General features: G+C 66.5%; 24 protein-coding genes. 10 read left to right on the top strand and 14 right to left on the bottom strand.

The window, feature by feature from the left end; all coding sequences use genetic code 11:
• Window positions 1-44: 44 nt before the first annotated feature.
• Entirely contained in the window at window positions 45-1,274 is a 1,230-nt protein-coding gene (locus ACFQXB_RS17300) for an aminotransferase (protein ID WP_377406379.1), read from the bottom strand.
• Between the two features lie 290 nt (window positions 1,275-1,564).
• Here ACFQXB_RS17300 and ACFQXB_RS17295 point away from each other — a divergent pair, with 290 nt between their 5' ends.
• Window positions 1,565-1,900, top strand: a complete 336-nt coding sequence (locus ACFQXB_RS17295) for a hypothetical protein (protein ID WP_377406376.1) — start codon at window positions 1,565-1,567, stop codon at window positions 1,898-1,900.
• Window positions 1,901-1,981: 81 nt separating this feature from the next.
• Here ACFQXB_RS17295 and ACFQXB_RS17290 read toward each other — a convergent pair whose 3' ends face one another.
• Window positions 1,982-2,776, bottom strand: coding sequence for an IclR family transcriptional regulator (locus tag ACFQXB_RS17290; RefSeq protein ID WP_377406373.1), 795 nt, complete (start codon window positions 2,774-2,776; stop codon window positions 1,982-1,984).
• Window positions 2,777-2,869: 93 nt separating this feature from the next.
• Between ACFQXB_RS17290 and ACFQXB_RS17285 the strand changes: the two genes are divergently transcribed.
• Together ACFQXB_RS17285 and ACFQXB_RS17280 are read left to right on the top strand one after the other, a co-directional pair.
• Window positions 2,870-5,026: a malate synthase G gene (locus ACFQXB_RS17285; RefSeq protein WP_377406371.1), complete on the top strand. Its 2,157-nt coding sequence runs from the start codon at window positions 2,870-2,872 to the stop codon at window positions 5,024-5,026.
• Complete coding sequence (locus tag ACFQXB_RS17280; RefSeq protein ID WP_377406369.1) at window positions 5,026-5,451, top strand: GlcG/HbpS family heme-binding protein; 426 nt, start codon at window positions 5,026-5,028, stop codon at window positions 5,449-5,451. Before ACFQXB_RS17285 ends, ACFQXB_RS17280 begins: the two co-directional genes overlap by 1 nt.
• A 9-nt stretch (window positions 5,452-5,460) precedes the next feature.
• Here ACFQXB_RS17280 and ACFQXB_RS17275 read toward each other — a convergent pair whose 3' ends face one another.
• From ACFQXB_RS17275 to ACFQXB_RS17230, 10 genes are all read right to left on the bottom strand, one after another.
• Window positions 5,461-7,266 (bottom strand): ABC transporter ATP-binding protein, encoded by a 1,806-nt coding sequence (locus ACFQXB_RS17275; protein ID WP_377406367.1) that lies wholly within the window; start codon window positions 7,264-7,266, stop codon window positions 5,461-5,463.
• Window positions 7,263-8,027, bottom strand: coding sequence for a DUF1028 domain-containing protein (locus tag ACFQXB_RS17270; RefSeq protein ID WP_377406365.1), 765 nt, complete (start codon window positions 8,025-8,027; stop codon window positions 7,263-7,265). The genes ACFQXB_RS17275 and ACFQXB_RS17270 overlap by 4 nt, the downstream gene beginning before the upstream one ends.
• A complete protein-coding gene (locus tag ACFQXB_RS17265) occupies window positions 8,027-9,811 on the bottom strand; it encodes a gamma-glutamyltransferase family protein (RefSeq protein WP_377406362.1) in 1,785 nt (594 codons plus the stop codon). The genes ACFQXB_RS17270 and ACFQXB_RS17265 overlap by 1 nt, the downstream gene beginning before the upstream one ends.
• Before the next feature lie 16 nt (window positions 9,812-9,827).
• Window positions 9,828-10,721 carry an ABC transporter permease gene (locus tag ACFQXB_RS17260; RefSeq protein ID WP_377406360.1) on the bottom strand — a complete coding sequence of 298 codons (894 nt, stop codon included), beginning with the start codon at window positions 10,719-10,721 and terminating at the stop codon, window positions 9,828-9,830.
• A gap of 2 nt (window positions 10,722-10,723) precedes the next feature.
• Window positions 10,724-11,671 (bottom strand): ABC transporter permease, encoded by a 948-nt coding sequence (locus ACFQXB_RS17255; protein ID WP_377406358.1) that lies wholly within the window; start codon window positions 11,669-11,671, stop codon window positions 10,724-10,726.
• 69 nt (window positions 11,672-11,740) lie between these two features.
• Window positions 11,741-13,261: an ABC transporter substrate-binding protein gene (locus tag ACFQXB_RS17250; protein ID WP_377406356.1), complete on the bottom strand. Its 1,521-nt coding sequence runs from the start codon at window positions 13,259-13,261 to the stop codon at window positions 11,741-11,743.
• A 4-nt stretch (window positions 13,262-13,265) separates the two neighbouring features.
• Complete coding sequence (locus tag ACFQXB_RS17245) at window positions 13,266-14,027, bottom strand: FadR/GntR family transcriptional regulator (protein ID WP_377406353.1); 762 nt, start codon at window positions 14,025-14,027, stop codon at window positions 13,266-13,268.
• 155 nt (window positions 14,028-14,182) lie between these two features.
• Window positions 14,183-15,397 (bottom strand): MFS transporter, encoded by a 1,215-nt coding sequence (locus ACFQXB_RS17240; RefSeq protein WP_377406351.1) that lies wholly within the window; start codon window positions 15,395-15,397, stop codon window positions 14,183-14,185.
• 36 nt (window positions 15,398-15,433) lie between these two features.
• A complete protein-coding gene (locus tag ACFQXB_RS17235; RefSeq protein WP_377406348.1) occupies window positions 15,434-15,847 on the bottom strand; it encodes a VOC family protein in 414 nt (137 codons plus the stop codon).
• Window positions 15,848-15,888: 41 nt separating this feature from the next.
• A complete protein-coding gene (locus ACFQXB_RS17230) occupies window positions 15,889-16,497 on the bottom strand; it encodes a CDP-alcohol phosphatidyltransferase family protein (protein WP_377406346.1) in 609 nt (202 codons plus the stop codon).
• A gap of 97 nt (window positions 16,498-16,594) precedes the next feature.
• On the opposite strand from ACFQXB_RS17230, the gene ACFQXB_RS17225 reads away from it, so the two are divergent.
• The 3 genes from ACFQXB_RS17225 to ACFQXB_RS17215 all read left to right on the top strand — a co-directional run bounded on the left by ACFQXB_RS17225 (window position 16,595) and on the right by ACFQXB_RS17215 (window position 20,163).
• On the top strand, window positions 16,595-17,803 hold the full coding sequence (locus tag ACFQXB_RS17225) for an ABC transporter substrate-binding protein (protein WP_377406344.1): 1,209 nt from the start codon (window positions 16,595-16,597) through the stop codon (window positions 17,801-17,803).
• A gap of 99 nt (window positions 17,804-17,902) precedes the next feature.
• Complete coding sequence (locus ACFQXB_RS17220; protein ID WP_377406383.1) at window positions 17,903-19,516, top strand: ABC transporter permease; 1,614 nt, start codon at window positions 17,903-17,905, stop codon at window positions 19,514-19,516.
• Window positions 19,513-20,163, top strand: a complete 651-nt coding sequence (locus ACFQXB_RS17215) for an ATP-binding cassette domain-containing protein (protein WP_377406341.1) — start codon at window positions 19,513-19,515, stop codon at window positions 20,161-20,163. Before ACFQXB_RS17220 ends, ACFQXB_RS17215 begins: the two co-directional genes overlap by 4 nt.
• On the opposite strand, the gene ACFQXB_RS17210 is transcribed toward ACFQXB_RS17215, so the two are convergent.
• Window positions 20,153-21,382 (bottom strand): c-type cytochrome, encoded by a 1,230-nt coding sequence (locus ACFQXB_RS17210; protein WP_377406338.1) that lies wholly within the window; start codon window positions 21,380-21,382, stop codon window positions 20,153-20,155. The two genes, ACFQXB_RS17215 and ACFQXB_RS17210, sit on opposite strands and share 11 nt — an antisense overlap.
• Before the next feature lie 154 nt (window positions 21,383-21,536).
• Here ACFQXB_RS17210 and ACFQXB_RS17205 point away from each other — a divergent pair, with 154 nt between their 5' ends.
• Genes ACFQXB_RS17205 through ACFQXB_RS17190 form a run of 4 tightly spaced genes read left to right on the top strand, consistent with a single transcriptional unit; the run spans window position 21,537 to window position 25,677 of the window.
• Complete coding sequence (locus ACFQXB_RS17205) at window positions 21,537-22,427, top strand: formate dehydrogenase accessory sulfurtransferase FdhD (protein WP_377406336.1); 891 nt, start codon at window positions 21,537-21,539, stop codon at window positions 22,425-22,427.
• The gene (gene mobA, locus ACFQXB_RS17200) at window positions 22,420-23,052 is read left to right on the top strand and encodes a molybdenum cofactor guanylyltransferase MobA (RefSeq protein WP_377406333.1); all 633 of its coding nucleotides are present in this window, start codon (window positions 22,420-22,422) and stop codon (window positions 23,050-23,052) included. The genes ACFQXB_RS17205 and mobA overlap by 8 nt, the downstream gene beginning before the upstream one ends.
• A complete protein-coding gene (gene mobB / locus ACFQXB_RS17195; protein WP_377406331.1) occupies window positions 23,049-23,549 on the top strand; it encodes a molybdopterin-guanine dinucleotide biosynthesis protein B in 501 nt (166 codons plus the stop codon). The genes mobA and mobB overlap by 4 nt, the downstream gene beginning before the upstream one ends.
• Window positions 23,539-25,677 carry a molybdopterin-binding protein gene (locus ACFQXB_RS17190; protein ID WP_377406328.1) on the top strand — a complete coding sequence of 713 codons (2,139 nt, stop codon included), beginning with the start codon at window positions 23,539-23,541 and terminating at the stop codon, window positions 25,675-25,677. The genes mobB and ACFQXB_RS17190 overlap by 11 nt, the downstream gene beginning before the upstream one ends.
• A gap of 3 nt (window positions 25,678-25,680) precedes the next feature.
• Here the strand turns inward: ACFQXB_RS17190 and ACFQXB_RS17185 are convergent, their stop codons facing one another.
• A complete protein-coding gene (locus tag ACFQXB_RS17185; protein WP_377406325.1) occupies window positions 25,681-25,836 on the bottom strand; it encodes a hypothetical protein in 156 nt (51 codons plus the stop codon).
• Between the last annotated feature and the right edge of the window lie 49 nt (window positions 25,837-25,885).

Genomic DNA, 25,885 nt, shown 5'->3' with positions numbered 1-25,885 from the left:
GCCGCGCTAACAGGCCTGACAAGAGTCCGCACTCGATCACAAGTCTAACGTTCAGAAATTCCTTGCAAATGAGGGCGGCATCCACAAGAGAAGGTTCGACGGCTTTGCTTGTCGGCAACCAGCTCCAGCCCCGCGATCAGCCCGGCGCCGCGTACCTCGCCGACGAAGGGATGATCGGCAAAACCTGCCAGCCCTTCCTGCAGCAGCTTGCCCATCCGGTGCGCGTTTCCGATCAGGTCACGCTCTTCGATGATCGCCAGGTTCTCAAGGGCAACAGCTGTGGCGACCGGATGACCCGATGCGGTGAAGCCGTGGCCGAAGGTTCCGATCCGGGCGCTGTTGTCGGCCACTGCCTGATAGATTTCTTCCGTAAAAAGAACTGCGGCCAGCGGCATGTAGGACGAGGTGAGCTGCTTGGACAGCACCATGACATCCGGGGTAAAGCCATAGTGCACCGCGCCGAAGGACGAGCCCAGCCGGCCGAAACCGTTGATGACCTCGTCGGCGATCAGCAGGATATCATACTTGCGGCACAGGGCTTCGATCCCTTGCCAGTAACCCGCCGGCGGGGGCATGACACCACCGGCCGCCATCAGCGGCTCGCCAATGAAGCCCGCGATCGTCTCCGGCCCCTCGCGGAGAATGACGTCTTCGGCTTCTGCCAGCAGGCGGGCGGTAAAGTCGTTCTCGCTCTCTCCCTCGGCACCGAAACGGTAGAAATGTGGGCAGGTGAGGTGGTGCACGGGGATGGCTGGCAGATCAAAGTCACGGTGATTGTTCGGCAGGCCCGTTAGGCTACCCGAGGCGACGGTGATGCCGTGGTACCCCTTGATGCGCGCAAGAAACTTCTTCTTTTTCGTGCGCCCGAGGGCATTGTTCATATACCAGATCAGCTTGACTACCGTGTCATTCGCCTCGGATCCGGAGGAGGTGTAGAACACGCGGGTCAGCGGCGCCGGGGTCATTTCCACCAGCTTTTCGGCAAGCCGGATCGAGGGTTCATGGGCCTTGTGCGCAAAACTGTGGTAATAGGGCAGCTGCTCCATCTGCCGCCTCGCGGCCTGCACAAGCCGCGGCTCGCTGAATCCGACGGCCACGGACCAGAGACCGGCAAGCCCTTCAATATACTCCTTGCCCGCCTGGTCATAGACGTGAACCCCCTCGCCCCGCGCGATGACAAGCGGCCCGTTCACCTCGTGGGCGCGCGCGTCGGTATAGGGATGCAGCGTCGTCGCGATATCGACGGCGGCCAAGGAATTTGAAAGGTGGTTCATTTGGTCTCTCTCTCTCCTGGGAAGGGGCGCAGGGCAGGCGGGGCCCGGCGCACTTCTGGATAGTCTGCGCCAACTGGCGCGGGGTTTCCACTCGTTTCAGCTGCACAAGGCGCAGCGAAGCCGTCACTCCATCTTCATCTTCAAGGGCAATCGCGCGGAAGTTATGTGCATGAATGCGCAGTCCGTGGCCGTTTGGGTCAGTTTTCCGACTTTGTGCGCAAGCCTAGCTTCTTCTGCACGGGCACGGGATGCCCTGTCGCCACAATGGTGGCGGAGTGAAAGGATAGACAATGCAGAAGAAACTCGTTCTCGCAGCGCTTGCCGCATGCGTTTCCGCAGGCGCGGCTTCGGCCGGTCCGATCGGCGCTGGCAAGGCCCAGCTTGCGGCCCAGCTTGGCGTGGATGCCGCTGCCTATTCGGTCGCAGACCTGATCGCGCTGGACGTAGCGCGGCGTGACAACGATCAGCTGGCCGAAAGGTTCATCCTGAACGGCACTGGCAAAGCGGCTGCCAAGCGTTCGGCCGCAACCGTGGGCCGCAATCAACTTGCCGCCAGCCTTGGCGTCAGTGCAGCCGACTACACGCTGCCCGAGCTGGTCAGCATGTTGCCGGCAGGCGACGACTGAAAATGGTGAGGGGCCGCCCGATGGCGGCCCCTCCATTCGACCCCTGCGAGGCGGATGCTGTTGCGCAATAGTGGCGGGCGGCTAGGCACTCGCTTCGTCGGGTCTCCGTCCGCCCAGGTGTCGCGTCAATTCGGCCGCCGCATCGCGCACAGCCGCGCCGAACTCGGGCAGGCGCGCCTCGGTCAGGCGCCCGGCATGGGCCGAGACCGACAAGGCGCAGGCTGGCTCGGACGCCGGACCCCAGACAACGGCCGCAACGCAACGCAGGCCCGGAACGAATTCCTCATTATCCACCGCATGTCCCTGCGCCCGGATCCGGGCGATTTCGGCCCACACCGCATCGGCGCTGGTCAGGCTGCGGGCGGTCATCCTGCGCATGCCGCCACGATCAAGCAACCCACTGATCTCTGCATCGGGCCAGGTGGCAACGATGGCCTTGCCCATTCCCGAACACAGCCAGTGCGCCCGCCCCCCCACCGGTGAAATCGCGCGGACGATCTCGCGGCTTTCGGCCTGATGCAAGGTGGTGACATCGGTCCCCTCAAGCACGCCGAGGTTGGCCGTTTCGCGGGTGCGGTCGCGCAGTCGGCGCAGGATCGGCAGGGCCGGTGCCGCAAAGCTTTGACGGCGCAAATAGGCCGAGCCGGTGCTGAAGGCCTGCCGCCCCACATGCCAGCGCGCCGCAGGGGCGTCGAACTGGGCAAAGCCGCGCTGTTCAAGCGTCGTCAGCAGCCGGTGAACGGTCGAGGCCGCCAGGCCACAGCCCTTTGCCAGATCGGTCAGCCGCAACCCCTCGTCTTCCGCGCCGAGAAGTTCAAGCAGTCTCAGCGCCCGGTCGACCGCCTGAACGGTTCCATCACGCCTGTCGTTGGTCATGGGCTTTTCCGCATCGTGAAAAACTTTGACACTGTTGTGCCATCTGCGCCGTGCCGCGGCTAGAGGACAACCAAGTGAAACAGGAGGATTGGCATGACGACCTATGTGGAACGGGCCGGGCTGAAGGTGGCCGCCGGATTGGCCGATCTGGTGGAAAACCGGGTGCTGGACGGGCTGCCGGTGGAAGCCGACCGCTTCTGGCAGGGCTATGCGACGCTGCTGGAGGATCTCTGGCCGCAAAACCGCGCGCTGCTTGAGCGGCGCGATGTGCTGCAGGCCGCCATCGATGACTGGTTGAAGGCGCGCAAGGGCCAGCCGCATGACGCGGCCGCCTACCGCGCCTTCCTTGCGGAGATCGGGTATCTGCAACCCGAGGGGGCGCCCTTCGAGGTGACCACGGCCAATGTCGATGACGAGATTGCCCGGATCGCGGGGCCGCAGCTGGTGGTGCCGGTGATGAACGCGCGCTTCGCGCTGAATGCGGCGAACGCGCGCTGGGGATCGCTTTACGATGCGCTTTACGGCACCGATGCGCTGCCGGGCGCGGCGCAGGGGCCGGGCTATGATTCCGACCGTGGGGCGCAGGCTGTCGCCTGGGCTGCCGCTTTCCTTGACCGGGCGGTGCCGCTGGACGGGGCCGCGCATCGGGATGTGACCTCTTTCCGGCGCGAGGGCGCGACGCTGTTCGCCGAGGTCGCGGGCCGGACGGTCGGGCTCAAGGATCCGGCCGCCTTTGTGGGTTGGACCGAGGATGGCGCCCGTGCGCGCTATCTTCTGCGCCACAACGGGCTGCATATCGAACTGGTGATCGACCCCGATCATCCGGTGGGCAAGGCGCATCCGGCCGGCCTGCGTGATGTGGTGCTGGAAAGCGCCCTGACGGCCATCCAGGATTGCGAGGACAGCGTTGCCGCCGTCGATGCTGCCGACAAGGTTGCCGTCTATGCCAATTGGCTGGGCCTGATGACGGGAACGCTTGAGGAGACGTTCGAAAAGGGCGGCCGTGCGCTGACCCGGCACCTGAACCCCGACCGGACCTACCAGACGATGGCGGGCGAGCTGACCTTGCCGGGCCGGGCGCTGCTTCTGGTGCGCAACGTTGGCCATCTGATGACCACGGACGCAGTGCTGAAGGACGGCGCCGAAACGCCCGAGGGCTTTCTTGATGCGATCGTGACCACCGCCTGCGCGATGCACGATCTGCAAAAGTCCGAGGGGCCGCGCAATTCGCGCGCCGGCTCGGTCTATATCGTGAAGCCGAAGATGCACGGCCCCGAGGAAGTGGCCTTCGCCAATACGCTGTTCGATCGGGTCGAAGATATCCTGGGCCTGCCGCGCCACACGATCAAGATCGGTGTGATGGACGAGGAACGCCGCACCTCGGCCAATCTGCGCGAGTGTATCCGCGCGGTGAAGGACCGGCTCGTCTTCATCAACACGGGGTTCCTGGACCGCACCGGGGATGAGATTCACACCTCGATGCAGGCCGGGCCGGTGATCCCGAAGGGCGAGATGAAGGATGCCCCTTGGCTTGCCGCCTATGAGAACGGCAATGTCGATGCCGGGCTTGCCACGGGTCTGCGCGGCCATGGCCAGATCGGCAAGGGCATGTGGGCAAAACCCGATGCGATGGCCGAGATGCTGGCCACCAAGCAGAACCATCCGATGGCCGGCGCGAACACGGCCTGGGTGCCGTCGCCCACCGCGGCAACGCTGCACGCGACTCATTACCATGAGGTTGACGTGGCCGCGCGGCAGGATGCGCTTGCCGGGCGGGAACGGGCCAGCCTCGACGCGCTGCTGACGCCGCCGATCCTGCAGGGCCGCAACCTTTCCGACGACGAGGTTCGGCGCGAGGTTGACAACAGCTGCCAGTCGATCCTGGGCTATGTGGTGCGCTGGGTGGATCAGGGTGTCGGCTGTTCGAAGGTGCCCGACATCAACGACGTGGGCCTGATGGAAGACCGCGCGACGCTGCGGATCTCGGCGCAATATCTGGCGAACTGGCTGCTGCATGGCCTGACCACCCGCGATGAGGTCGAGGCTTCGTTGCGCCGCATGGCCGTTGCAGTGGACCGGCAGAACCGGGGCGACCCCGCCTATCGTCCGATGGCGCCCGACTATGACGCCTCGATCGCGTTCCAGGCGGCACGCGAGCTGATCTTTGAAGGCATCAACCAGCCCTCGGGCTATACCGAACCGATCCTTCACCGCCGGCGCCGCGATGTGAAAAAGAAGGAAGCCCTCTGATGCTGACGATCCGCAGACTTGACCTTGCCGATGCCGGGGTGCTGCTGGCCGGCGCCCGGGCCCGCGCCGATGCGATCGGCGTGCCCATGTGCATTGCGATCACCGATGAAAGCGGACAGCTGATCGCGTTCGAACGGATGGACGGGGGCAAGGTGACCTCGGCCACCATCGCCATCGACAAGGCCTTCACCGCCGCCGCCGCCCGCAAGGCAACCCATGAATACGGAACGGCAAGCCAGCCGGGCGCCCCCGCCTATGGGATCAGCTCGGCCATCCAGGGGCGGCTGATGGTTGTGGGTGGCGGGCTTCCCGTTCTGGTCGGCGGCGAGGTCGTTGGCGGCATCGGCGTCAGTTCCGGCACGCCGGCGCAGGATCAGGATGTGGCCCAGGCCGGTATCGACGCCTTCCTGGCCGGGCAGGCCTGACCCGCGCGGTCAGGCCACCATCACGAAATGGCCCGGCGCGACTTCACGATAGTCGCGCTGGGGCGGCACATAATCCGGCGCGCGCACCGGGCTTTTCAGATCGTCCACGGCAAGGTTTCTGCGCACCCCGCGCCGCGCGGGGTCAGGCACCGGCACGGCCGCCATCAGCTTGCGGGTGTAGTCATGTTGCGGATTGCTGAACAGCGCCGCGCGCGGGCCGATTTCCACGATCTCGCCCAGATACATGACGGCGACACGGTGGCTGACCCGCTCGACCACCGCCATGTCATGGCTGATGAACAGGAAGGCGAGGTTGAACTCTTCCTGCAGATCCATCAGCAGGTTGCAGACCTGCGCCTTGATCGACACATCCAGCGCCGAGACGGATTCGTCGGCAACGATCACCTTCGGCCCCAGTGACAGCGCCCGCGCAATCGCGATCCTCTGGCGCTGACCGCCCGAGAATTCATGCGGATAGCGCCCGAGCATGTCGGCCGACAGGCCCACGCGCTCCAGAAGATCCGCCGCCTTGTCCCGCGCTTGCGCCCGGCTGCCCAGCTTGTGATGCAGGAACGGTTCGGCCACAGCCTGCCCCACCGTCATGCGGGGGTTGAGGCTGGAAAACGGATCCTGGAAGATCATCTGCACACTGCGCCGCAGGCCGCGCAACCCGCGGGCATCCAGCCGCAGCACGTCATGGCCATCAAGCTGGACATCGCCCCCCTGCGGTTCCACCAGCCGCATGAGCGACCGCCCCGTGGTGGATTTCCCACAGCCGGATTCCCCCACAAGCGACAGGGTTTCGCCCTGATGCACGGTGAACGAGACGTTCTCGACCGCGTGCACGGCCCCTGTGATCCGGCCGAACAGCCCGCCCCGGATCGGGAACCGCGTGACAAGGTTCCTGACCTCGAGCACAGGGGTCTTGCGATGATCGACGGTATCGCGCATCTCGGTCGGTGCGGTCATTTCGCCGTTGGTCATGTCGACGCGGGGAAAGCGCAGCGGCAGCGCGCGGCCTTCCATCGAGCCCAGCTTGGGCACGGAGGCCAGCAGCGCGCGGGTATAGGGTTCGCGTCCGTTGTGGAAGATCTCGGCCGTGGGGCCGGTTTCCACCTGTTCGCCGCGCAGCATCACCACGGTGCGGTCGGCGATTTCCGCCACCACGCCCATGTCATGGGTGATGAACAGCACCGACATGCCCTCTTCTTCCTGCAACTGCTTGATGAGGTCGAGGATCTGGCCCTGGATGGTGACATCCAGCGCCGTGGTCGGTTCATCCGCGATCAGCAGCTTGGGGCGGGCTGCCAGCGCCATCGCGATCATCACCCGCTGACGCATGCCGCCCGAAAACTGGTGCGGGTATTCGTCAAAGCGCCCCTTGGCATTGGGGATGCGCACCTTTTCAAGCGTGCGGATGGTTTCGGCGCGGGCCTCCTCTGCGGTCATGCCGCGGTGTCGGGTCAGCACTTCGGCGATCTGGCGGCCGATGGTGAAGATCGGGTTCAGGCTGGTCATCGGTTCCTGAAAGATCATCGCCATTTCGTTGCCGCGCACGCCGCGCATCTCGCGTTCGGACAATTGCAGCAGGTCGCGGCCATTGAGGACGATCTTGCCTTCGGTTCGCGACTGGCCCTTGGGCAGAAGCCCCATCGCCGAAAGCGAGGTGACGCTTTTCCCCGAACCGCTTTCGCCGACGATGGCCAGCGTTTCACCCGGCATCACATCGAACGAGATGTTGCGGACAACCGATTTCCATTGGCCATCCACCAGGAACGAGGTGGTCAGGTTCTGCACGGACAGGACGGGGCTCATGGGCATATCCTCAGGTCAGGGGGGGTGGCGAACGAGGCCGAGCTGCGGCCTTCGGCCTTGCGGGCGGCGTCCAGTTCGGCGATGCGGCGGTCGATATGGCTGCGGTCGGTGGCGCCATGCGGGTTCTGCCGCGTGGGAAGCACCTCGGCCACGTGCAGGAAACGTTCCTGCGCCACGGCGTAAAGCCTGCGCAGTTCCGCCAGCGGATCGGCGTGGTCGTCAGCCCGGATCGAGAGCCATGGGTAATCCTGGTCGCGGTGGATCACCAGGGCGGCGGACTGGCGGCCCCGCTTGTCACCGCCTGCCGCCTCGCCGGCCTCCATTGCTGCCAGAAGCCGTTCGGCAAAGGGCAGTTCGGTCAGTGTTTCATAGCAGTCCAGCGTCGCGGCAATTACCTCGGGTCCGGCCAGCATGTTGCCTGCGACCGAAACGCCCTTGCCTGCGACATGGCCGGCCCAGTCGATGCAGGCGCTGCCGGTAAAGGCGCCGGTGCGTCCCTGGGCATCGACCAGATGCAGCTGCCGGTTCGCCCGCCCCTCGTCGGGGTTGGTCACAGCGGCGATGGTCGCCTCGGCACCGAGATCGGGCAGAAGACGCAGCGCCTCGGGCCCGTAAAGCGGGCTGATGAAGGCCTGCGTTGCAACGGCGCCCACGCCGGGCCGCACAAAGGGCACCAGCCCGCCCACCGCGAAAAAGCGGCTGGCGACAGCGACGCCAAGCGCGCCGGTCGTCTCGTCCCGGGCTGCGATGGACCAGGTCATCAGCGGCCCACCGCATAGGCCTGCATCAGCCGCGGCGTGGCGGCCGCGCGCAAAAGCCCGTCGGCGTTGCGCTTGGCCGCGGTCAGTCGGCCGATCGACCAGGGATCTGCCACCGTCAGCCGGTGACCGCGTGCGCGCAGGTCGTCCAGCACGGCCGGCGCAAAGTTCGCCTCGATCGTCACCCCGCCCGGTTCGCGGGTGCGCGGATGGAACGAACCCGGGAAATGGCTGGTGTGGAACAGCGGCATGTCGATCGCCGCCTGAAGGTTTTCGCGGTGGTGGACATGGCGCAGGAAGAACGACAGCTGCCACTGGTCCTGCTGGTCGCCGCCGGGCGTCCCGAAGGCAAGCGCGGGCCGGCCCTCGTGCAGCGCGATCGAGGGGGTGAGCGTGGTGCGCGGGCGCCGCCCGGGCGCAAGCGAGGTGGGCAGCCCTTCTTCCAGCCAGAACATCTGCGCGCGGCTGTTGAGGCAGAAGCCGAGCCCCGGAACGATCGGCGAAGACTGGAGCCAGCCGCCCGAAGGCGTGACCGACACCATGTTGCCCTCGCGGTCGATCACGTCGATATGGACCGTGTCGCCCTTCTTCTCGCTCAGATGGGCCATTGTCGGTTCATAGACCGCACCGATCCCGGACACCCGCTCCAGCATTGCAAGCGTCAGCGCGCGCTGATCCTCGAAGCCGGGGACGACGCCGGGGTTCAGATCCAGTGCCGCCCGGTCGGTGATCGCGCTGCGGCGTTCGGCGTTGTAGCTGGCGGACAGCAGGATATCGAGCGGCACCTCGGCATGGGCCGGATCGCCGTAATAGATCTCGCGGTCGGCATAGGCGAGCTTCATCGCCTCGACCACGCTGTGAACGAAGTCCGGGCCGCAGGGGTCCATCGCGGCGATGTCCATGCCCTGCAGGATCGCGAGCGATTGCAGAAGCACCGGCCCCTGGCCCCAGGCGCCGGTCTTGGCCACGGTCCAGCCGTGATAATCATGCGTGACCGGATCCTCGATCGTTGCCCGCCAGCCGGCCATGTCGTCGGCGCTCAGAACGCCCTTGTGACGTGCGCCGGAGCCGTCCATCACCTCGGTTTCGCGCAGGTAGCCGTCGATCGTCTCGGCAACGAAACCACGGTAGAAGGCGTCGCGCGCAGCCTCGATCTGGGCCTCACGCCCCTCGCGGGCCTCGGCTTCGCGCAGGATACGCTTCCAGGTTTCTGCAAGAGCCGGGTTCCGGAACAGCGATTGCGGCGCCGGTGCGGTGCCCCCCGGAAGCCAGGTTTCATACGAGGTCGGCCATTCGGTGCGGAAGAACTCGCCCAGTTCGGCGATTGTGGCCGAGACACGCGCAAGCGTCGGATGGCCATGTTCGGCATAGTGGATCGCCGGTTCCAGCACGTCGCGCAGCGAAAGCTGGCCATAGTCGCGCAGCATCAGCATCCAGCCGTCAAAGGCGCCCGGGATCACGGTGGCCAGCAGGCCATTGCCGGGGATCATGTCGATCCCTTCGGCCTTGTAATGATCGATGGTTGCCCTGGCCGGTGCCGGCCCCTGACCGCAGATCACCTGAACCTTGCCGGTTTTTGCCGAATAGATCAGCGCCGGCATATCGCCGCCGGGACCGTTCAGATGCGGCTCCAGCACCTGCAGGGTAAAGCCGGTGGCAACGGCCGCGTCGAAGGCGTTGCCACCGATTTCCAGAATGCGCATGCCGACGGCCGAAGCGATCCAGTGCGTCGAGGTGACGACGCCATAGGTGCCGAGGATCTCGGGGCGGGTGGTGAATTCGGTCATGTCCAGTCCTTCGGTTTCATGCTTCGCGCGGATCAAGCGCGTCGCGCAGCCCGTCGCCCATCAGGTTGAACCCGATGACGACCAGGAAGATCGCGGCGCCCGGCCACATGGCCATCCAGGGCGCCTGGGTCAGAAAGTTCTTGGCGGTGTTCAGCATCGAGCCCCAGCTGGGGTTGGGCGGCTGCTGGCCCAGCCCGAGGAACGACAGGCTTGCCTCGGCGATGATCGCGGTCGCGATGGTCAGGGTCGCCTGCACCAGGATCGGCTGGAACGCATTGGGCAGGATATAGCGCGTCATGATCTGCCAGTGGCCCAGCCCGATCGAGCGCGCACCTTCCACATAGTCTTCCTGCTTCACCGCCATGACCTGGCCGCGCGTCAGGCGGATGAAGATCGGCATCGCCGACAGGCCGATGGCGATCATCGCATTGGTGAGGTTCGGGCCCAGAAAGGCCGCAAGCGCAATCGCCGTGATCAGGAACGGCATTGCCAGGAAGGCTTCGGTGACGCGCGAGATGATCATGTCGGTCCAGCCGCCGAAATATCCGGCCAGAAGCCCGAACGGTACCCCCAGCGCCAGCGCGATCCCCACCGAGAACACCCCCGCCATCAGCGAGGCGCGCGCGCCCCAGATCATGCGCGAAAGAATGTCGCGGCCGATGTCGTCGGTTCCCAGCCAATGCTCGGCCGAGGGGGCCTGGCGGATCGCGGTCCAGCTGGTCTGCATCGGGTCGGCGATGGGAAGGAAAGGCGCGGCAATGGCCAGGAAGGTGAAGAACAGCACGATGCCAAAGCCTACGACCGCACCCTTGTTGGCGCGCAGCTTGCGCCAGGCGCGGCTGCCGCTGCGGGGCGGTGCCGGATCGGTGGCCGGAGTGTTCTGGGGCGTGCGGGGGGCGGTTTCGGTCATGCTCACAGGCTGGCCCTCATACGCGGGTTGAGAAGGACATAAAGCACATCGGCGAGGATGTTCATCACGATGAAGCCGAAGGCGGTGAACAGCACGACCCCCTGAACCACCGCATAGTCACGGTTGAACACGGCATCGACGATCAGCTTGCCAAAGCCGGGGATGGTGAAGATCTGTTCGGTCAGGACGGCACCTGCCAGAAGCTCTCCGAACAGCAGCGCCGACAGGGTGACGATCGGCAGCAGCGCGTTGCGGAAGCTGTGGCTCATCACCACGTCGCGGTCCGACAGGCCCTTGGCGCGCGCAGTGCGGATATAGTCCGACCGCAGCACGCCCAGCATCGACGAGCGGGTGTGGCGCATCAGCGTGGCGGCAAGCGCCGTGCCCAGCACGAAAGCAGGCATGATCATCGTCTGGATCGATCGCCAGGGATCGACGAAGATCGATTCATATCCCGAGGCAGGCAACCAGCCAAGATTGACCGAAATCAGCAGGATCAGCATGATCCCCAGCCAGAAGTTGGGAACCGACAGGCCCGACAGCGCCACCAGGTTGGCCAGGTAATCGGTGAGGGTGTTCTTCTTCACCGCAGCGAGGATTCCCGCCGGAATCCCCACAAGGAAGGCGAAGAACATCGACATGACCGCCAGTTGCAGTGTCACCGGCAGCTTTTGCAGGATCAGTTCCAGCACCGGCTGGTTCGTGCGCAAGGATACGCCCAGATCGCCCTGCAACGCATTGCCCAGCCAGTGCAGGTATTGCACCGGAACCGGGTCGTTCAGGCGGTATTTCTCGCGCAGGAACTCCAGCACTTCGGGGTTGCGATCCTCGCCGGCAAGGGCAAGCACCGGGTCACCGGGCAGAAGTTTTTGCAGCGCAAAGACGAAGACCGAGATGATGAGCAGCGTTGGTATCGCCACCAGCACCCGTTTTGCGATGTAGATCAACATGGGCAGTATCCCCAATAGGAGGACCGGGCGAAGGGTTCCGCCCGGTCCGGCGACGTGAAAGAAGGCGGGTCAGCCGTCCTTGCGGACGCCCTCGAGGCGGATCATCCCGTCGGGATAGGGCTCGAAGCCGGTCACGTTGTTGCGCATCCCCCAGATCCAGCTTTGGTGGCCAAGATAGATGATCGGCAGATCGTCGTCGAGGATCGCGCCGGCCTGATCGTAAAGCGCCTTGCGCGCGGCCGGGTCAGTCAGGGTGCGGGCCTCGTTCAGCAGCGCATCAACCTCTTCGTTGCAATACTTGCTGTCGTTGATGCCGCCGCCGCAGCTGACGAACTGATGGATGTTCCCATCGGGATCCACGCGCCCCGACCAGTCGGACCGCGACAGCTGGAAGTTGCCGGCGGTCTGTTCGGACAGAAGGGTCGCGAATTCCGTGGCGCGCAGTTGCACGTTGAAGCCCGCCTCGCCCACCATCGCCTGGATCACCTGCATCTGCTGCATGGTGACGGGGTTGTTGGCGGCCTGGATCTCGACATCGACGCGGTCATGGCCGGCCTCGGCCATCAGGGCGCGGGCGCGTTCAAGATCACGCTCGGGGACGGGGATCGCTTCGTTGAACCAGGGGCTGGTGGGCGGATAGGGCTGGTTGCCGGCCATGTTCGTGCCTTCCGACACGACCTGGTTCAGCGCCTCGCGGTCGATGGCCAGGCTGAAGGCCTGCCGCAACAGCTTTTCCTGCCCCATCGGGTTTTCCGAGCGCGCGCCATTGGCGATGTTCACATAGATCGCCTGATAGCCGATGCCCACCACATCGGCATAGGTCAGGCTGCTGTCAGCCCGCACCGTCGCCGCATCCGAGGCCGCGACCCGCTCGATCATGTCCAGATCGCCCGACCGCAGGTTGGCAAGCCGCACGGTGGTATCCGGGATCGGCAGGTAGATCACCCGGTCGAGGTGGATTTCATCCGCGTTCCAGTAATCGGCAAACCGCTCCAGCACGATGCGGTCCTGCTGCACGCGCTCGACGAATTTGAACGGCCCCGAACAGACCGGCGCGCTGCCGAAATTGGCACCCGCGGCTTCCGCTGCGGTCGGCGAAATCATCATGCCGGCGCGGTCGGAGAGCTGCGCGAGCAACGTCACATCGGGGCTGTGCAGGTGGAACGTCACCTCGTGTTCGCCCGTCGCCTCGACGCTCGCGACCGAGGCAAGCTCGCTCTTGCGGCGGGATTCGGGCAGGTTGATCGACCGCTCGATATTGGCGACCACGGCCGCGGCGTCGAAGGGCGTGCCATCATGAAAAACCACGCCTTCGCGGAGCGTCATCACCAGCCGCGCCGCGTCATCCTGCCATTCCCAGGCGGTTGCAAGCTGCGGAACGAAATCAAGCTCAGGCGTCAGGTCGATCAGCTTGTCGCAGAGCGCGGTATAGACGATCCGCCCGACGAAGGTGCGCGATTCGTCCGGATCCAGAACGTCCGCGTCATCCTGAAGGCCGATGCGCAGCGTCTGTGCCGCGGCCGGTGCCGCCAGCGCTCCGCACAGCAGCGCGGCAAGCAGCGGTGTGATACCGAGAGCTTTGTGTTTCATTATCTTATCCTGTTGGTTGCTGGTGCGTCGCGGCGGCCGCCATTGGTGCGGCCGCTGCAAAATCTGTCGAGCTTTGTTCGAGGAGGATTTCCTGCAGCATCATCAGGTGCTGATGCATCGCCTCGCCCGCGCGTTGCGGGTCGTGGGCGGCGATCGCCTCGATGATCGCCGCATGTTGGGCCTGGGCCAGACCGGCCGAGCCCGCAGTGCTTCGGGCGCGTTCCCGCAGCGCCTGCCATGCCTCATCCTGGCGCACGCGGTTCACCACGTCAAAGAGCGCGAGGAACAACTGGTTGTCCGCCGCCAGAGCAATCTGCCGGTGAAGGGCGCCATCCCACAGTTCGCGGGAATCCGCATCTTGGCTGCTGTCGAGCTTCTGGGCCAGCTCCCGCATCCGCGCGATGTCGGCCGGCCGGGCGCGCAATGCGGCAAGCTGCGCCAGTTGCGGTTCGATCCGCAGGCGGACCTCCATGATCTCCATGTAATCGGTCTCGCTGACGATCGCGCTGACATGATCGCTGAGACTGTCGGGGCGGCGCCCGGCATAGGTGCCCGACCCTTGGCGCCGCCAGATCTGGCCCTCGGCCTCGAGCACCTCGAGCGCGCGGCGGATGGCACGGCGGCTGACCCCCAGCCGTTCTGCCAGCCCGCGTTCTGGCGGCAACTTGCCGTTTGCGCCGAACTCGCTTCGCAGCAGGCTGCGCATCGCGGCCAAGGCAAAATTAGAGTTCTCGTTCGAGGCCGGTTCCGGCGCCTGATCTGTCATCTTTTCGCCATTGGTGCGGACCATTTATCTGATTGGTCCAAACAAGCGGAAACCCGCCGTTCTGGTCAAGCGAATTCTGGACCTCATCAAGGCTGTGGCGCGATTGATGAAAATTTGTGCAGACGCAGGGGCGATTGGTTTTCCGGGTGGCGCTTTCAGCGTCGCCCCTGCGCCATGCGCTGTGCATCGGGATGACGGCGCAGCAACAGCATCGCGGTCACTCCGGCAAGAGGTCCGGGCACCAGCACAAGGAAGGCCCAGCGCCAACTGCCAAGCCAGGTGGCAACAGCGGGTGTCAGCCAGATGGCCAGAACCGTCAGGGCGAAGCCCAGCCCAAGCTGGAGGGCCAGCGCCGAACCGACAAACCGGCTGTCCGCGAGTTCGGTCACCGCGGCGGAAAATTGCGCGGAATCCCCCACGATGGTCAGGCCCCAGATCAGGGCAATGGTGACGAAGGCCCATGTCGGCCCGTCGAAGGCAAGGCCGATCGCCAGCGCCGAACTGCCCGACAGCCCCATGAGGATCGCGGTCGTCAGGCTGCGTCCGATCCGGTCCGACAGGATGCCACCGAGGATGCAGCCCGGCACGCCAGCTGCGACCACCAGAAAGGTCAGAAGCGACGGATTCCCGCCAAGGGCGGCGGGGCTGGCGGCCGCGGCATAGGCCAGAAACCAGCCCCACATCGCGTAAAGCTCCCACATGTGCCCGAAGTAGCCGATATTGGCGAGCATGAGCGCCCGGCTGCGCAGAACCACGCCGAACTGGCGCGGATCAAGGCGCGCTGCGGCAAAGGGATAGGGGCCTTCGCGCAGGGTGAACAGGAACAGAAGCGCGGCCGCCAGGCTGCAGGCCGAACTTGTCGTCACGACCGTCTGCCAGTCGAGCGCCGCGCCAAGCCCGCGAAAGAGATGCGGCAGCGCCGAACCCAGCGTCAGCGCCCCGATCAGCAGGCCCAGCGCCAGCCCGCGCCCCTTGCGAAACCATGTGGACATGAGCTTGAGAGCGGGCGGATAGACCCCCGCCAAAGCAAAGCCCGTCAGGACCCGCGCCGCAATGGCCCCGGCCTGGCCGGGTTCGACAAGAAGCGTCAGGTTCGCAGCCGCCGCGAGCAGCGCCGCACCTGCCATCAGCCGTTCAGGCCGCAGCAGGTCCGGCAGGTTCAACCCGGCCGACAGAAGCGCGCCGCAGACGAACCCCAGTTGCACGCCATTCGTCATCCAGGCCGCACCCGAAACCGAAAGATCCCAGGCCACCGTCAGCTCCGGCACCACCGCCGTGGCGGAAAACCAGGTGGTCAGCGACAGAACCACCCCTCCACAGATCAGCACCAGGAAGCGCCACGCGGCCGCGCCGTTACCAGCCTCGGTCATCCCGGTTCTCCCTCTGCTGGGGCGCCTCCATCCCGCTTAGGCGGCAAAGACCGAGGCGAAATCGGCGAAACCCTTGATCTCGATCGGGTTTCCTGACGGGTCGAAGAAGAACATGGTGCGCTGTTCGCCCGGCTCGCCCGGAAAACGGACGACCGGCGGAATGTCGAAGGGAATGCGCCGTTCCTCGAGCCGCGCGGCAAGCGCCTTCCAGTCCTCCAGGGCCAGAACCACGCCCATATGCGGCATCATCACCATATGGTCGCCGACCTTGCCGGTGCGGTCGGTGCGGAAGGGTTCGCCCAGATGCAGCGACAGCTGATGGCCGAAAAAGTCGAAATCCACCCAGGTATCGGTGCTGCGCCCCTCGGTGCAGCCAAGCACGCCGCCGTAAAAGGCGCGGGCTTCGTCAAGGTCGGTTACATGGATGGCAAGATGAAAGACGGATTTCATGACGGCTCCTTTGATCTGGTCCCGAGCATAGACCGCGTGGATCAGCCACGGAATACCTGACGCGCCAGCAGCACCCGCGACAGCGCGGTCAGAAAGCAAAGCCCCGCAAAGATCAACGCTACCGGCCCAAAGCCCGCAGGCCAGAGGCAAAGCAGCACGAAGAACAGGATGGTTTCCGTTCCCTCAAGCAGCCCGCCGGTGAAATAGAGCGACTTCACGCCGCGCGCGCTGCTTTGCAATCCGCGCCGTTCGGCCAGAATTGCATAGCCCAGAAAGCTAGCGCCATTCGCGTAGAAACTTGTCAGAAGGATCGCGCCGGCTACACCGTTCGCCAGCGGGTCATGCAGAACGAAGGCCAGCGGAAACAGTCCGTAGAACAGAAAGTCACAGGTGATATCCAGATAGCCGCCAAAGTCGGTCGTCCGGCTGGCACGTGCAACTGCGCCATCCAGCCCGTCGGCCAGCCGCGAGGCCAGAAGCAGCCCAAGCGCCATGCCAAAGGCGCCGACGACCACCGCTGTCGAAGCGGCAATGCCCAGCGCCAATCCCGCCAGCGTCAGGGCGTCGGCAGTGATGCCCCGGCCTGCGAGGCTGCGTCCCAACCGGTTCAGGGTTGGATCGATCAGCGGCCGGAGGTGGCGGTCAAGCATGGGGTGCTTCCTCTGACTGTTCGCTCTGATAGGGTGATCCGATGCTGCCGGATCTTGATCCCGTCGTATCACGCTGCCTGAAGGAAAAGGAAACCGAATGAAACCAGTTCTTGCGGCCGGCGCTCTTGCGTTCGCCCTTGCCGCCCCGGCGGTTGCCGGCCCCGACCCGGCTGACTGGGACGCGGTTCTTGCAGAAGCCCGTGGCCAGACAGTCTACTGGAACGCCTGGGGGGGCGATCCGAGGGTCAATGCCTTCATCGAATGGGTGGGCGATCTGGCCGCGGCGCGCCATGGCGTGCGGCTGGAACATGTCAAGCTGGCGGATACCTCGGCCGCTGTCACACGGGTCCTGTCGGAAAAAAGCGCCGGCCGCGATACCGGCGGCGCGATCGACCTGATCTGGATCAACGGCGCGAACTTCGCGGCGATGAAGGAAAACGATCTGCTGTTCGGCGGCTTTGCCGAGGCTCTGCCCAACTGGCGGCTGCTGGATCCCGACGCGAACCCGGCGCTGGTGACCGATTTCACCGTGCCGATCGAGGGCTATGAATCGCCCTGGGCGCTTGCGCAGTTGGTCTTCGAACATGATGCCGACCGCTTGCCCGATCCGCCCCGCACAATCCGCGCGCTGGCGGATTGGATCGCGCAGAACCCGGGGCGCTTTACCTATCCGCAACCGCCCGATTATCTGGGCACCACCTTCCTCAAGCAGGTGTTGCTTGAACTGGCACCGGATGCTGGCGCCCTGTCCGCCCCGGTGGACGAGGCCGAATATGCGCGGCAGACGGCGCCGCTGTGGGACTGGCTGGACGAGGTGTCGCCACATCTCTGGCGCGGCGGGGCGGCCTATCCGGCCAATGAGCCTGCCCTGGCACAGCTTCTGGCGGATGATGAGATCGAGATCGGCTTTGCCTTCAACCCGGGTCGTGCCTCGGCGGCGATCGCCGCAGGGGAGCTGGCCGATACGGTGCGCACCTTCGTGCTGGACGGTGGCACGATCGGCAATGCGAGCTTCGTCGCCATCCCCTACAACGCCAGCAACATAGCCGGAGCACTGGTCATCGCCAACCTGTTGCTCGAACCCGAGGTTCAGGCCCGCGCCCAGGATCCGGCCGTTCTGGGATTTCAGACCGTTCTGGCCATGGACCGGCTTGAGCCCGCAGATGCGGAACGTTTCCGCGCGCTGGAGCTTGGCATCGCCACCCTCCCGCCCGAGGCGCTGGGTCCGGTGCTGCCCGAACCCCACCCCTCGTGGATGACGCGCATCGCTGCCGACTGGCTCGGCCGTTACGGCGTCGCGCAGTAGGTGGTGGCCAGGGCCTTACCCCGCCGTCCCATCGGGCGGTTTCCGGGCTGGGCGCCCAGCGCGACGGTGCTGCTGCTGGCGGGACCGGTCGTTGCAGGCATGGCGGGCGTGGCCCTGCCGGCCTTCGGCTACTTCCCGGCGCTGGGTCGTAACACTCCGGGGCTTGAGGCCTGGCGCGACCTTCTGGCCTCGCCCGGGTTCTGGCCGGCGCTGCGCCTGAGCTTCTGGACCGGAACAGCCTCGACCCTGCTCGCGCTGGGGGCGGCACTGCTGATCGTCGCCGCGCTTGAGGGAAGCCGGAGCTTCCGGGTGATGATGCGGCTGATCTCGCCGCTGCTTTCGGTTCCGCACGCCGCTGCAGCGATAGCGCTGGCCTTCGTGATCGCGCCCTCGGGGCTGGTGGCGCGGTGGCTGTCGCCCTGGGCAACCGGATGGACGCGGCCGCCCGACGCGCTGGTGGTGCAGGATCCGATGGGCCTTGCCCTGATCGGCGGGCTGACGATCAAGGAGCTTCCTTTCCTGCTGCTGATGATTCTTGCGGCGCTCGGGCAGGTGCGGGCGGGGGCGGCGATGCGTATCGGCGCAAGCCTCGGATATGGCCGGATCAGCGCGTGGTTCCGGCTGGTCCTGCCGCAGATCTGGCCGCAGTTGCGCCTGCCGGTCTACGCGGTACTTGCCTATGGGCTGTCTGCCGCCGAGATGGCGATGATCCTTGGCCCCACACGCCCGCCCACGCTCGCGGTCGTGCTGCTGCAATGGATGGGAGACCCGGATCTTGCCCTGCGCCTTCGTGCGGCGGCGGCGGCGCTTGTGCAGTTCGGCCTGGTTCTCGTCACGATCCTCGGGGTGCGCCTGGCCGAGGCCGCGATCGCGCGGCTTGCACGCGGGTGGCTCACAACCGGGGCGCGGGGGCAGGCCTGGGACGGCGCCGGGAGGGCTGTGGCGCTGGCGGTGGTTCTGGTGGTCTGTGTGGCGGCGGCACTCGGGCTGGCGGGGCTGGCGCTCTGGTCGGTGGCGGGGCTTTGGCGGTTTCCGGAGCCTTTGCCCGCCACCCTGTCTGCATCGGCCTGGACGCAGCCAGGGCTGTGGCGCGCGGCCGGGGAATCGGCGCTGATCGCCGCGACAAGCGTCGCCGTGGCGCTGGCACTCGTGGGCGCCTGCCTTGAGGCGGAATACCGCCGGGGTGCCCCCCCGCCGCATCGCGCCCTGTGGCTGTTATGGTTGCCGCTGCTGGTGCCCCAGGCGGCCTTCCTGCCGGGCATGCAGATCCTCATGCTTGCGACGGGGCTGGACGGCGGGCGCGGCGCGGTGATCTTCGCCCATCTGGTCTTTGTGCTTCCCTATGTGTTCCTGGCGCTTGCCGCGCCCTGGCGGGCCTGGGACACGCGCGCGGGGGTGGCTGCGGCCAGCCTCGGAGCCGGGCCAGGCCGCGTGCTGTGGCAGGTGCGGCTGCCGATGCTTTTGCGCCCGCTCCTGACCGCGGCCGCAGTGGGTTTTGCCGTGTCGATCGGGCAGTATCTTCCCACCGTGCTGATCGGAGGCGGGCGCGTCGTCACCCTTACGACGGAGGCGGTCGCACTGGCGGCCGGAGCGAACCGCCGGCTGGTGGGTGCCCTTGCCCTGATGCAGATGGTCGCGCCGTTGCTGGCCTTCATGCTGGCGCTGGGGCTGCCGGCGGTGGTGTTTCCGAACCGACGCGGGATGCGTCCATGAACGGGCTGGTGTTGCAGGGGCTGACGATCCGGCGCGATGGCGTGCCTCTCGTCGATCTGGACTTGTGTGTCGGGCGGGGGGAAATCGCGACGATCATGGGGCCCTCCGGGTCAGGGAAATCGACGCTTCTGGCGGCGATCATCGGCGATCTTGCGCCCCCGTTTGTGATGACCGGGCGGATCGAGCTGAACGGCCGTGATCTGAGCGGGCTTTCCACGCAGCGGCGCCGGGTCGGGATCCTGTTTCAGGACGATGTTCTGTTCCCGCATCTGTCGGTGGCGGGCAATCTGGCCTTCGCGCTGCCGGCAACGGTTCGGGGCCGTGCCGCGCGCCGGCGTCAGGTGGAAGAGGCGCTGGAGAGCGCCGGCCTTGTCGGGCTGGGCGGGCGCGACCCGGCGACGCTGTCGGGCGGTCAGCGCGCGCGGGTCGCCCTGATGCGGACGCTTCTGGCGGAACCTGAAGCCCTGTTGCTGGATGAACCCTTTTCACGACTTGATGCCGCGCGTCGCGCGCAGATCCGATCGTTTGTCTTTGAACGAGCGCGGGAATGGGCGCTTCCGGTCCTGCTCGTGACCCATGACGCCGAGGATGCGGCAGCGGCAGGTGGGCCGATCCTTGATCCGCTGGGTCGAAGCCTCAGCGCGTGACGCGGGCAAGATACTCCATCAGCGCCGCACGATCGGCGGGATCGGCGATGCGCTGATCGGGCATCCGGCTGCCGGGGGTGAAGCTGGCCGGCCCATGTTCGAACAGCGCCGACACGGTCTCGGGCGTCCAGACCAGATCCAGGGTGCGCAATGCGGATGAATAGGCATAGCCCGGCGCAGTTCCTGCCCTGCGCCCGAAGATCGCATGCAGCGTCGGGCCCGCGCGGTTCTGGTCATCTGGTCCGACGGTGTGGCAGGCGGCGCAAGCGCGCCAGACCTCGGCGCCGCGGCTGCCATCCTCGGGCTGCGCCTGCGCGCGGGTTGCACCTGTGCCGAGGGGGCGGCCGTCGGCCGCGCTCCAACGCCGGATGCGGCCATCGGCACCGCCGGTCAGAAGCTCTTGCGCCGACAGCGCCAGCGCCCAGACCGGACCCTGCCCCGCGTCCAGCATCGTCGGCGGGCTGGTTCCCGCCTCGTCCAGAAGCCAGACGGTGCCATCGATCCCCGCCACAGCGATCCGTCCGGCTGCGGCAGCCACGGCGATCAGTGGCCGCTCGGCCAGAAACCGCTCCCGCAGGATTCCCTCGTCCGGATCGAGGATCCGCAGCGCCCCGTCCGCAAAGATCACCGCCAGGCCTGCATTGCCCCTGGCCAGCCCGTTCGGCTGCGCGGGCAGGTCCAGCCCGCCGGCCGGATCCGTGCCGTCCCAGATCCGCAGCCGCAGATCGCCGCCGACCGACACGATCCGGCCATCCTCAAGATGCGCAACGCCCGTGACCTGGCTCTGATGCGCCTCGTGGTGATATGCCTGCCCGTCGGCACTGATCCCGCCGATGCGCCCGTCCCATCCGGCCGAGGCGATGCTGCCATCCGGTCCGATCGACAGGGCCGCGACCGGGGCCTCGTGCAGGGGGTGAAGCACCGGCGCCGCATCGCCTTCGGCTGCCCAGATGGCGACGCGCCCGTCCTGCCCAGCGGTAACCGCCGTCCCATCGGGGGCGAAGGCCACGGCCGAGACATTGCCTTCATGCACATGCAACACCCGGTCCGCCGCCGAGCGCTGCAGAGACCAGCGGATGGCCCGCGTATCGAACGAGCCCGACAGAACCGCATCCCCTGCCATGGCAAGCGCGCTGACCGGCCCGCCATGGCCCGCAAGATCGTCGCCGTGGACGGGCTGTACGCCCAGGGTCAGCAGCGCCAACAGGGCCGCGTGCATCTTCCGCATTCCTAGCCTCTCTCTATCTCGGTCCGGCAAGGGTAGGGCGCCGAACCCTTCGCGGCAATGGCAGATGCGACGCCGCGCGGGCTGGACAAAAGCCCTGCCGATGTTGCAGTTTCACGGACCGGCCCACAGCCGCAACAGGTGAGCGATGACCGCAGACGACCCCCTTCAGGTTCCCTTCCTCATCGGGCCTGCCCCACAGGATCCGCGCCTGACCCGTCCTCTTCGGGGCCGCGACCATACGGGTGCGGAAATCGATCTGCGCGTGGTCGAGGAGCGGCCGCTGACGATCTTTCTCAACAGTCAGGAAATTGTCACCGCGATGACGATCGGTGACTATCCCGAATACCTCGCGCTGGGATTCCTGCGCAATCAGGGGATGTTGGCGCCCGAAGAAACGGTCACCGGCGTCGATTACGACGAAGAACTGGAGACGGTCGTCGTGCGCACCGCCAGCCAGACCACCTACGAGGAGAAGGTGCGCAAGAAGACCCGCACCTCGGGCTGTGCGGTGGGCACCGTCTTTGGTGACATGATGGAGGGATTGCAGGGGGTCAGCCTGCCGCCGACGCCGCTGCGCACCTCGTGGCTTTACGCGCTGGCCCATCAGATCAACCGGACGCCAAGCCTTTATCTGGAAGCTGGCGCGATCCACGGCACGGTCCTGTGCCGGCAGGATCGCGCGCTGGTCTATATGGAGGACGTCGGGCGGCACAACGCCGTGGACAAGATCGCGGGCTGGATGCTGTCGGAAGCGGTCCCGGCGGGGGACAAGATCCTTTACACCACCGGGCGGCTGACCTCGGAAATGGTGATCAAGACTGCGATGATGGGCATTCCGGTGCTCGCAAGTCGTTCGGGCTTTACCGCCTGGGGGGTCGAGATTGCGCGTCAGGTGGGGCTGACCCTGATCGGACGGATGCGCGGCCGGCGCTTTGTCTGCCTGTCGGGCGAAGAGCGGCTGATCCGCGACGCCGATCCCGCCGCCGTGAGCGAGGACGAACCACGCCACCGCCGCAAGGGGGCCGCTGATGACTGAACGCGTGATGACAGACGCTTTTCTGGGCGTGATCCTTGCCGGCGGGCGCGCCACGCGCATGGGCGGTGGTGACAAGGGCCTTCTGCGCCTTGAGGGCGAGACGCTGCTGCACCGCGTCGTGGCGCGCCTGGCGCCGCAGGTGCAGGGGCTGGCAGTGAACGCGAACGGGGATCCAACGCGGTTCGCAGATCTCGGCCTTCCGGTTCTGGCGGATACGGTGCCGGATCAGCCGGGGCCGCTTGCGGGGGTGCTGGCGGGGCTGGACTGGGCCGCCGAGCAGGGGGCGGCAGCCATTGTCAGCGCCGCCGCGGACACGCCGTTCTTTCCGCGGGATCTGGTTGCGCGCCTGAAGGCTGCCGCCGGGGCGTCGGGGCTTGCGCTGGCTGCGGCGCCCGATGGCGAGGGGCGGTTGCGGCGCCATCCGACCTTCGGCCTCTGGCCCGTCGCGCTGCGCGAGGATCTGCGCGCAGCCTTGGAAGGCGGGCTGCGCAAGATCGTCCTCTGGACCGATGCGCATGGCGCGGGCACGGCAGTCTTTCCGGCAGGGGCGGTCGATCCCTTCTTCAATGTCAACACACCCGAGGACATGGAACGCGCCCGGACTTTGCTGCGGAGTCAGGCATGAGGGTCTATGGCGTCACCGGCTGGAAGAATACCGGCAAGACGGGGCTGATGGAGCGGCTTGTCTCCGAGATTTCGGGCCGCGGCTACGGCGTTTCGACGATCAAGCACGCCCATCACGGTGTCGATGTGGACCAACCCGGGCGCGACAGCTATCGCCACCGCGCCGCGGGCGCTCAAGAAGTGCTTCTGGCCTCGGCAGGGCGCTGGGCCTTGATGCATGAATTGCGTGGCCAGGCCGAACCATCGCTGCCCGATCTTCTGGCCCGTCTGTCGCCGGTCGATCTGGTGCTGGTCGAGGGCTTCAAGCGTGGCGCACACCCCAAGATCGAAGCGCACCGGCAGGAAGCCGGGCGCGACCTTCTGGCGTGGACCGAACCGACGGTGCGCGCCGTTGCAAGCAACGTGATCCTGGCGGGGCTGTCCGTGCCGGTATTCGGCCTTGACGATACGCGTGCCATCGCGGACTTCATCCTGCAGGAGGTCGGCCTTGCCGTTTGACCGGATCGTGATCATCGACTGGTCGGCGGCCTCTGCGCCCTCGCCCGCCCGCCCGAGCCCTGATGCGATCTGGCTGGCCGAGATCAGCGCCGAGAACCAATCCACACGGTATCACCGCACCCGCGCCGCGGCGGCGGCGGATCTTCAAACGCTTTGCGACCAGGCGATCACCAGCGGCGAGAGGCTGCTGATCGGTGCGGACTTCCCCTTCGGTTTTCCCACCGGCCTCGCTGCGGCGATTACCGGGCAAGGCGGGGCGATGGCGCTCTGGGACTGGCTTCGTCGGAATGTCGAGGATGGCCCCGACAACAGCAACAACCGCTTTGCCCTCGCGGCGGCGATGAATGCGCAGCTACCGGGAATCGGCCCCTTCTGGGGGCGGCCGGCCACGCTTGACCTGCCCGACCTTCCCGAACGTGGGGCAATGCGCAACGGTCACGGCTTGCCGGAACGGCGGCTGGTCGAGGAACATGTGCCCCGCGCCCAGACATGCTGGAAGCTTTATACGACCGGGGCCGTAGGCTCGCAGGCGTTGCTGGGCATCCCAATGCTCGCGCGGTTGCGGCAGAGGTTTGCCGGCCATGTCGGCGTCTGGCCGTTCGAACCTGCGTCGGCGCCGGTCGTCCTGGCCGAGGTCTATCCGTCGCTGCTTGCAGGGGCGGTCGCGGCAGAACAGGCAAGAGATCCGGCGTCGATCCGCGATGAGGTTCAGGTGCGGCTTCTGGCGCGGGCGCTCTGGCAGCAGGGCGAGGGGCTTGAGGCGTTGTTCCGGCCGCCGGTGCAATCGGCGCGGTTGGCGGAAGAGGGCTGGATCCTGGGCGTGGGCCATCAGCAGGCCCTGGAGCGGGCGCTGCTGCCGTCGCTGGAGCCGCCGCGGCTGTCGAACGATTGCTTCGCCCTGCCGCCGGGGGTGGACTGGACGCCTGTGGATGTGGCGCTGGGGCTGCTACGCCAGCGCCTGCATCCGATCACCGGCGCCCAGAGCCTGCCCGCCACGGAAGCCCTGGGACGGGTTCTGGCCACGGATGCGGTCACGTCACGTGCCAATCCGCCGGCGGCCAATGCGGCGGTGGACGGTTATGGCTTTGCGCATTCCTGTCTCGTCGGCGACGGACCCTATCATCTGCCGCTGCATCCGGGGCGTGCGGCGGCCGGCGCGCCCTTTGCGGGTGCGCTTCCGGCGGGGCGTGCGCTGCGGATCCTGACCGGGGCCATCCTGCCCGACGGCGTGGATACGGTGGTTCTTGAAGAAGACACCGCCACCGACGGCGCCCATATCGCCTTTCATGGGCCCGTCAAGGCCCGCGCCAATACGCGGCGCGCGGGCGAGGATCTGCCGCAAGGCACGGTTGCCCTTGCGGCGGGCCATGTCATTGCGGCGCCCGATCTCGCTCTGCTGGCGGCGACCGGGATCAGTGCCGTGCAGGTTCGGCAGCGCCTGCGGGTCGGCGTTCTGTCCACGGGCGATGAAATCGAGCCCGATCCACGAAGGGTGATCAAGCAGCCGCATCGCCTTTACGACGCGAACCGCCCCATGCTTCTGGCGCTTGCGCAGCGATGGGGCCATTGCCCCGTGGATCTGGGGCATGTGCCTGATGATCGAGGCGCGCTGCGCCGGCGACTTGATGCGGCGCGGCTGCAGGCGGATGTCGTGCTGACCTCGGGAGGAGCCTCGGCGGGGGATGAAGACCACGTCTCGGCGCTGCTGCGCGCCGAGGGGAAACTGTCAAGCTGGCGCATCGCGATGAAGCCAGGTCGACCGCTCGCGCTGGCGATGTGGGGTGACATGCCGGTCTTCGGTCTGCCGGGCAACCCGGTCGCGGCCTTTGTCTGCGCCCTGATCTTTGCACGGCCCGCGCTGTCGCTTCTGGCCGGTGCCGGCTGGCTGGAACCCCTGGGATTTGATGTCCCCGCCGCATTCGAGAAGCGCAAGAAGGCAGGCCGGCGGGAGTATCTGCGCGCGCGTCTGACGTCGCACGGCCATGCCGAAGTCTTTGCCTCGGAAGGGTCCGGCCGGATCAGCGGGCTGAGCTGGGCGCGCGGGCTGGTCGAACTGGGTGATGACGCCCGGCATGTGCGGCCGGGCGATCCGGTTCGTTATTATCCCTACGCGGGCTTCGGCGTCTGACCCTCAGTACTGGATAAGATTGCGGCCCGGTTCGCCGGGGCGCGCGCCTTCGGTGGTGAAGGCCTCGGGGCTTGTGATCTGGAACGTGTTGTCCAGAACAAAGGCCGCACCGGCGGCGACGCCGATCGCGACGACAATCGCTGCAAGAAACGCTTTCATTCCTTCATCCTCCTCTTTGGATGGCTAGTGTAGCGGAAACCCCGCCTGT

This window comes from Halodurantibacterium daqingense (assembly GCF_042666235.1).
Lineage (GTDB): Bacteria > Pseudomonadota > Alphaproteobacteria > Rhodobacterales > Rhodobacteraceae > Halodurantibacterium > Halodurantibacterium daqingensis.
This window is presented reverse-complemented; position numbering and strand designations above follow the sequence as displayed.

What these genes read in the sequence shown, in the direction of transcription:
- ACFQXB_RS17300 (WP_377406379.1), bottom strand. Translation starts at nt 1,274, where the DNA reads ATGAACCACCTTTCAAATTCCTTGGCCGCCGTCGATATCGCGACGACG.
- ACFQXB_RS17295 (WP_377406376.1), top strand. Translation starts at nt 1,565, where the DNA reads ATGCAGAAGAAACTCGTTCTCGCAGCGCTTGCCGCATGCGTTTCCGCA.
- ACFQXB_RS17290 (WP_377406373.1), bottom strand. Translation starts at nt 2,776, where the DNA reads ATGACCAACGACAGGCGTGATGGAACCGTTCAGGCGGTCGACCGGGCG.
- ACFQXB_RS17285 (WP_377406371.1), top strand. Translation starts at nt 2,870, where the DNA reads ATGACGACCTATGTGGAACGGGCCGGGCTGAAGGTGGCCGCCGGATTG.
- ACFQXB_RS17280 (WP_377406369.1), top strand. Translation starts at nt 5,026, where the DNA reads ATGCTGACGATCCGCAGACTTGACCTTGCCGATGCCGGGGTGCTGCTG.
- ACFQXB_RS17275 (WP_377406367.1), bottom strand. Translation starts at nt 7,266, where the DNA reads ATGAGCCCCGTCCTGTCCGTGCAGAACCTGACCACCTCGTTCCTGGTG.
- ACFQXB_RS17270 (WP_377406365.1), bottom strand. Translation starts at nt 8,027, where the DNA reads ATGACCTGGTCCATCGCAGCCCGGGACGAGACGACCGGCGCGCTTGGC.
- ACFQXB_RS17265 (WP_377406362.1), bottom strand. Translation starts at nt 9,811, where the DNA reads ATGACCGAATTCACCACCCGCCCCGAGATCCTCGGCACCTATGGCGTC.
- ACFQXB_RS17260 (WP_377406360.1), bottom strand. Translation starts at nt 10,721, where the DNA reads ATGACCGAAACCGCCCCCCGCACGCCCCAGAACACTCCGGCCACCGAT.
- ACFQXB_RS17255 (WP_377406358.1), bottom strand. Translation starts at nt 11,671, where the DNA reads ATGTTGATCTACATCGCAAAACGGGTGCTGGTGGCGATACCAACGCTG.
- ACFQXB_RS17250 (WP_377406356.1), bottom strand. Translation starts at nt 13,261, where the DNA reads ATGAAACACAAAGCTCTCGGTATCACACCGCTGCTTGCCGCGCTGCTG.
- ACFQXB_RS17245 (WP_377406353.1), bottom strand. Translation starts at nt 14,027, where the DNA reads ATGACAGATCAGGCGCCGGAACCGGCCTCGAACGAGAACTCTAATTTT.
- ACFQXB_RS17240 (WP_377406351.1), bottom strand. Translation starts at nt 15,397, where the DNA reads ATGACCGAGGCTGGTAACGGCGCGGCCGCGTGGCGCTTCCTGGTGCTG.
- ACFQXB_RS17235 (WP_377406348.1), bottom strand. Translation starts at nt 15,847, where the DNA reads ATGAAATCCGTCTTTCATCTTGCCATCCATGTAACCGACCTTGACGAA.
- ACFQXB_RS17230 (WP_377406346.1), bottom strand. Translation starts at nt 16,497, where the DNA reads ATGCTTGACCGCCACCTCCGGCCGCTGATCGATCCAACCCTGAACCGG.
- ACFQXB_RS17225 (WP_377406344.1), top strand. Translation starts at nt 16,595, where the DNA reads ATGAAACCAGTTCTTGCGGCCGGCGCTCTTGCGTTCGCCCTTGCCGCC.
- ACFQXB_RS17220 (WP_377406383.1), top strand. Translation starts at nt 17,903, where the DNA reads ATGGCGGGCGTGGCCCTGCCGGCCTTCGGCTACTTCCCGGCGCTGGGT.
- ACFQXB_RS17215 (WP_377406341.1), top strand. Translation starts at nt 19,513, where the DNA reads ATGAACGGGCTGGTGTTGCAGGGGCTGACGATCCGGCGCGATGGCGTG.
- ACFQXB_RS17210 (WP_377406338.1), bottom strand. Translation starts at nt 21,382, where the DNA reads ATGCACGCGGCCCTGTTGGCGCTGCTGACCCTGGGCGTACAGCCCGTC.
- ACFQXB_RS17205 (WP_377406336.1), top strand. Translation starts at nt 21,537, where the DNA reads ATGACCGCAGACGACCCCCTTCAGGTTCCCTTCCTCATCGGGCCTGCC.
- mobA (WP_377406333.1), top strand. Translation starts at nt 22,420, where the DNA reads ATGACTGAACGCGTGATGACAGACGCTTTTCTGGGCGTGATCCTTGCC.
- mobB (WP_377406331.1), top strand. Translation starts at nt 23,049, where the DNA reads ATGAGGGTCTATGGCGTCACCGGCTGGAAGAATACCGGCAAGACGGGG.
- ACFQXB_RS17185 (WP_377406325.1), bottom strand. Translation starts at nt 25,836, where the DNA reads ATGAAAGCGTTTCTTGCAGCGATTGTCGTCGCGATCGGCGTCGCCGCC.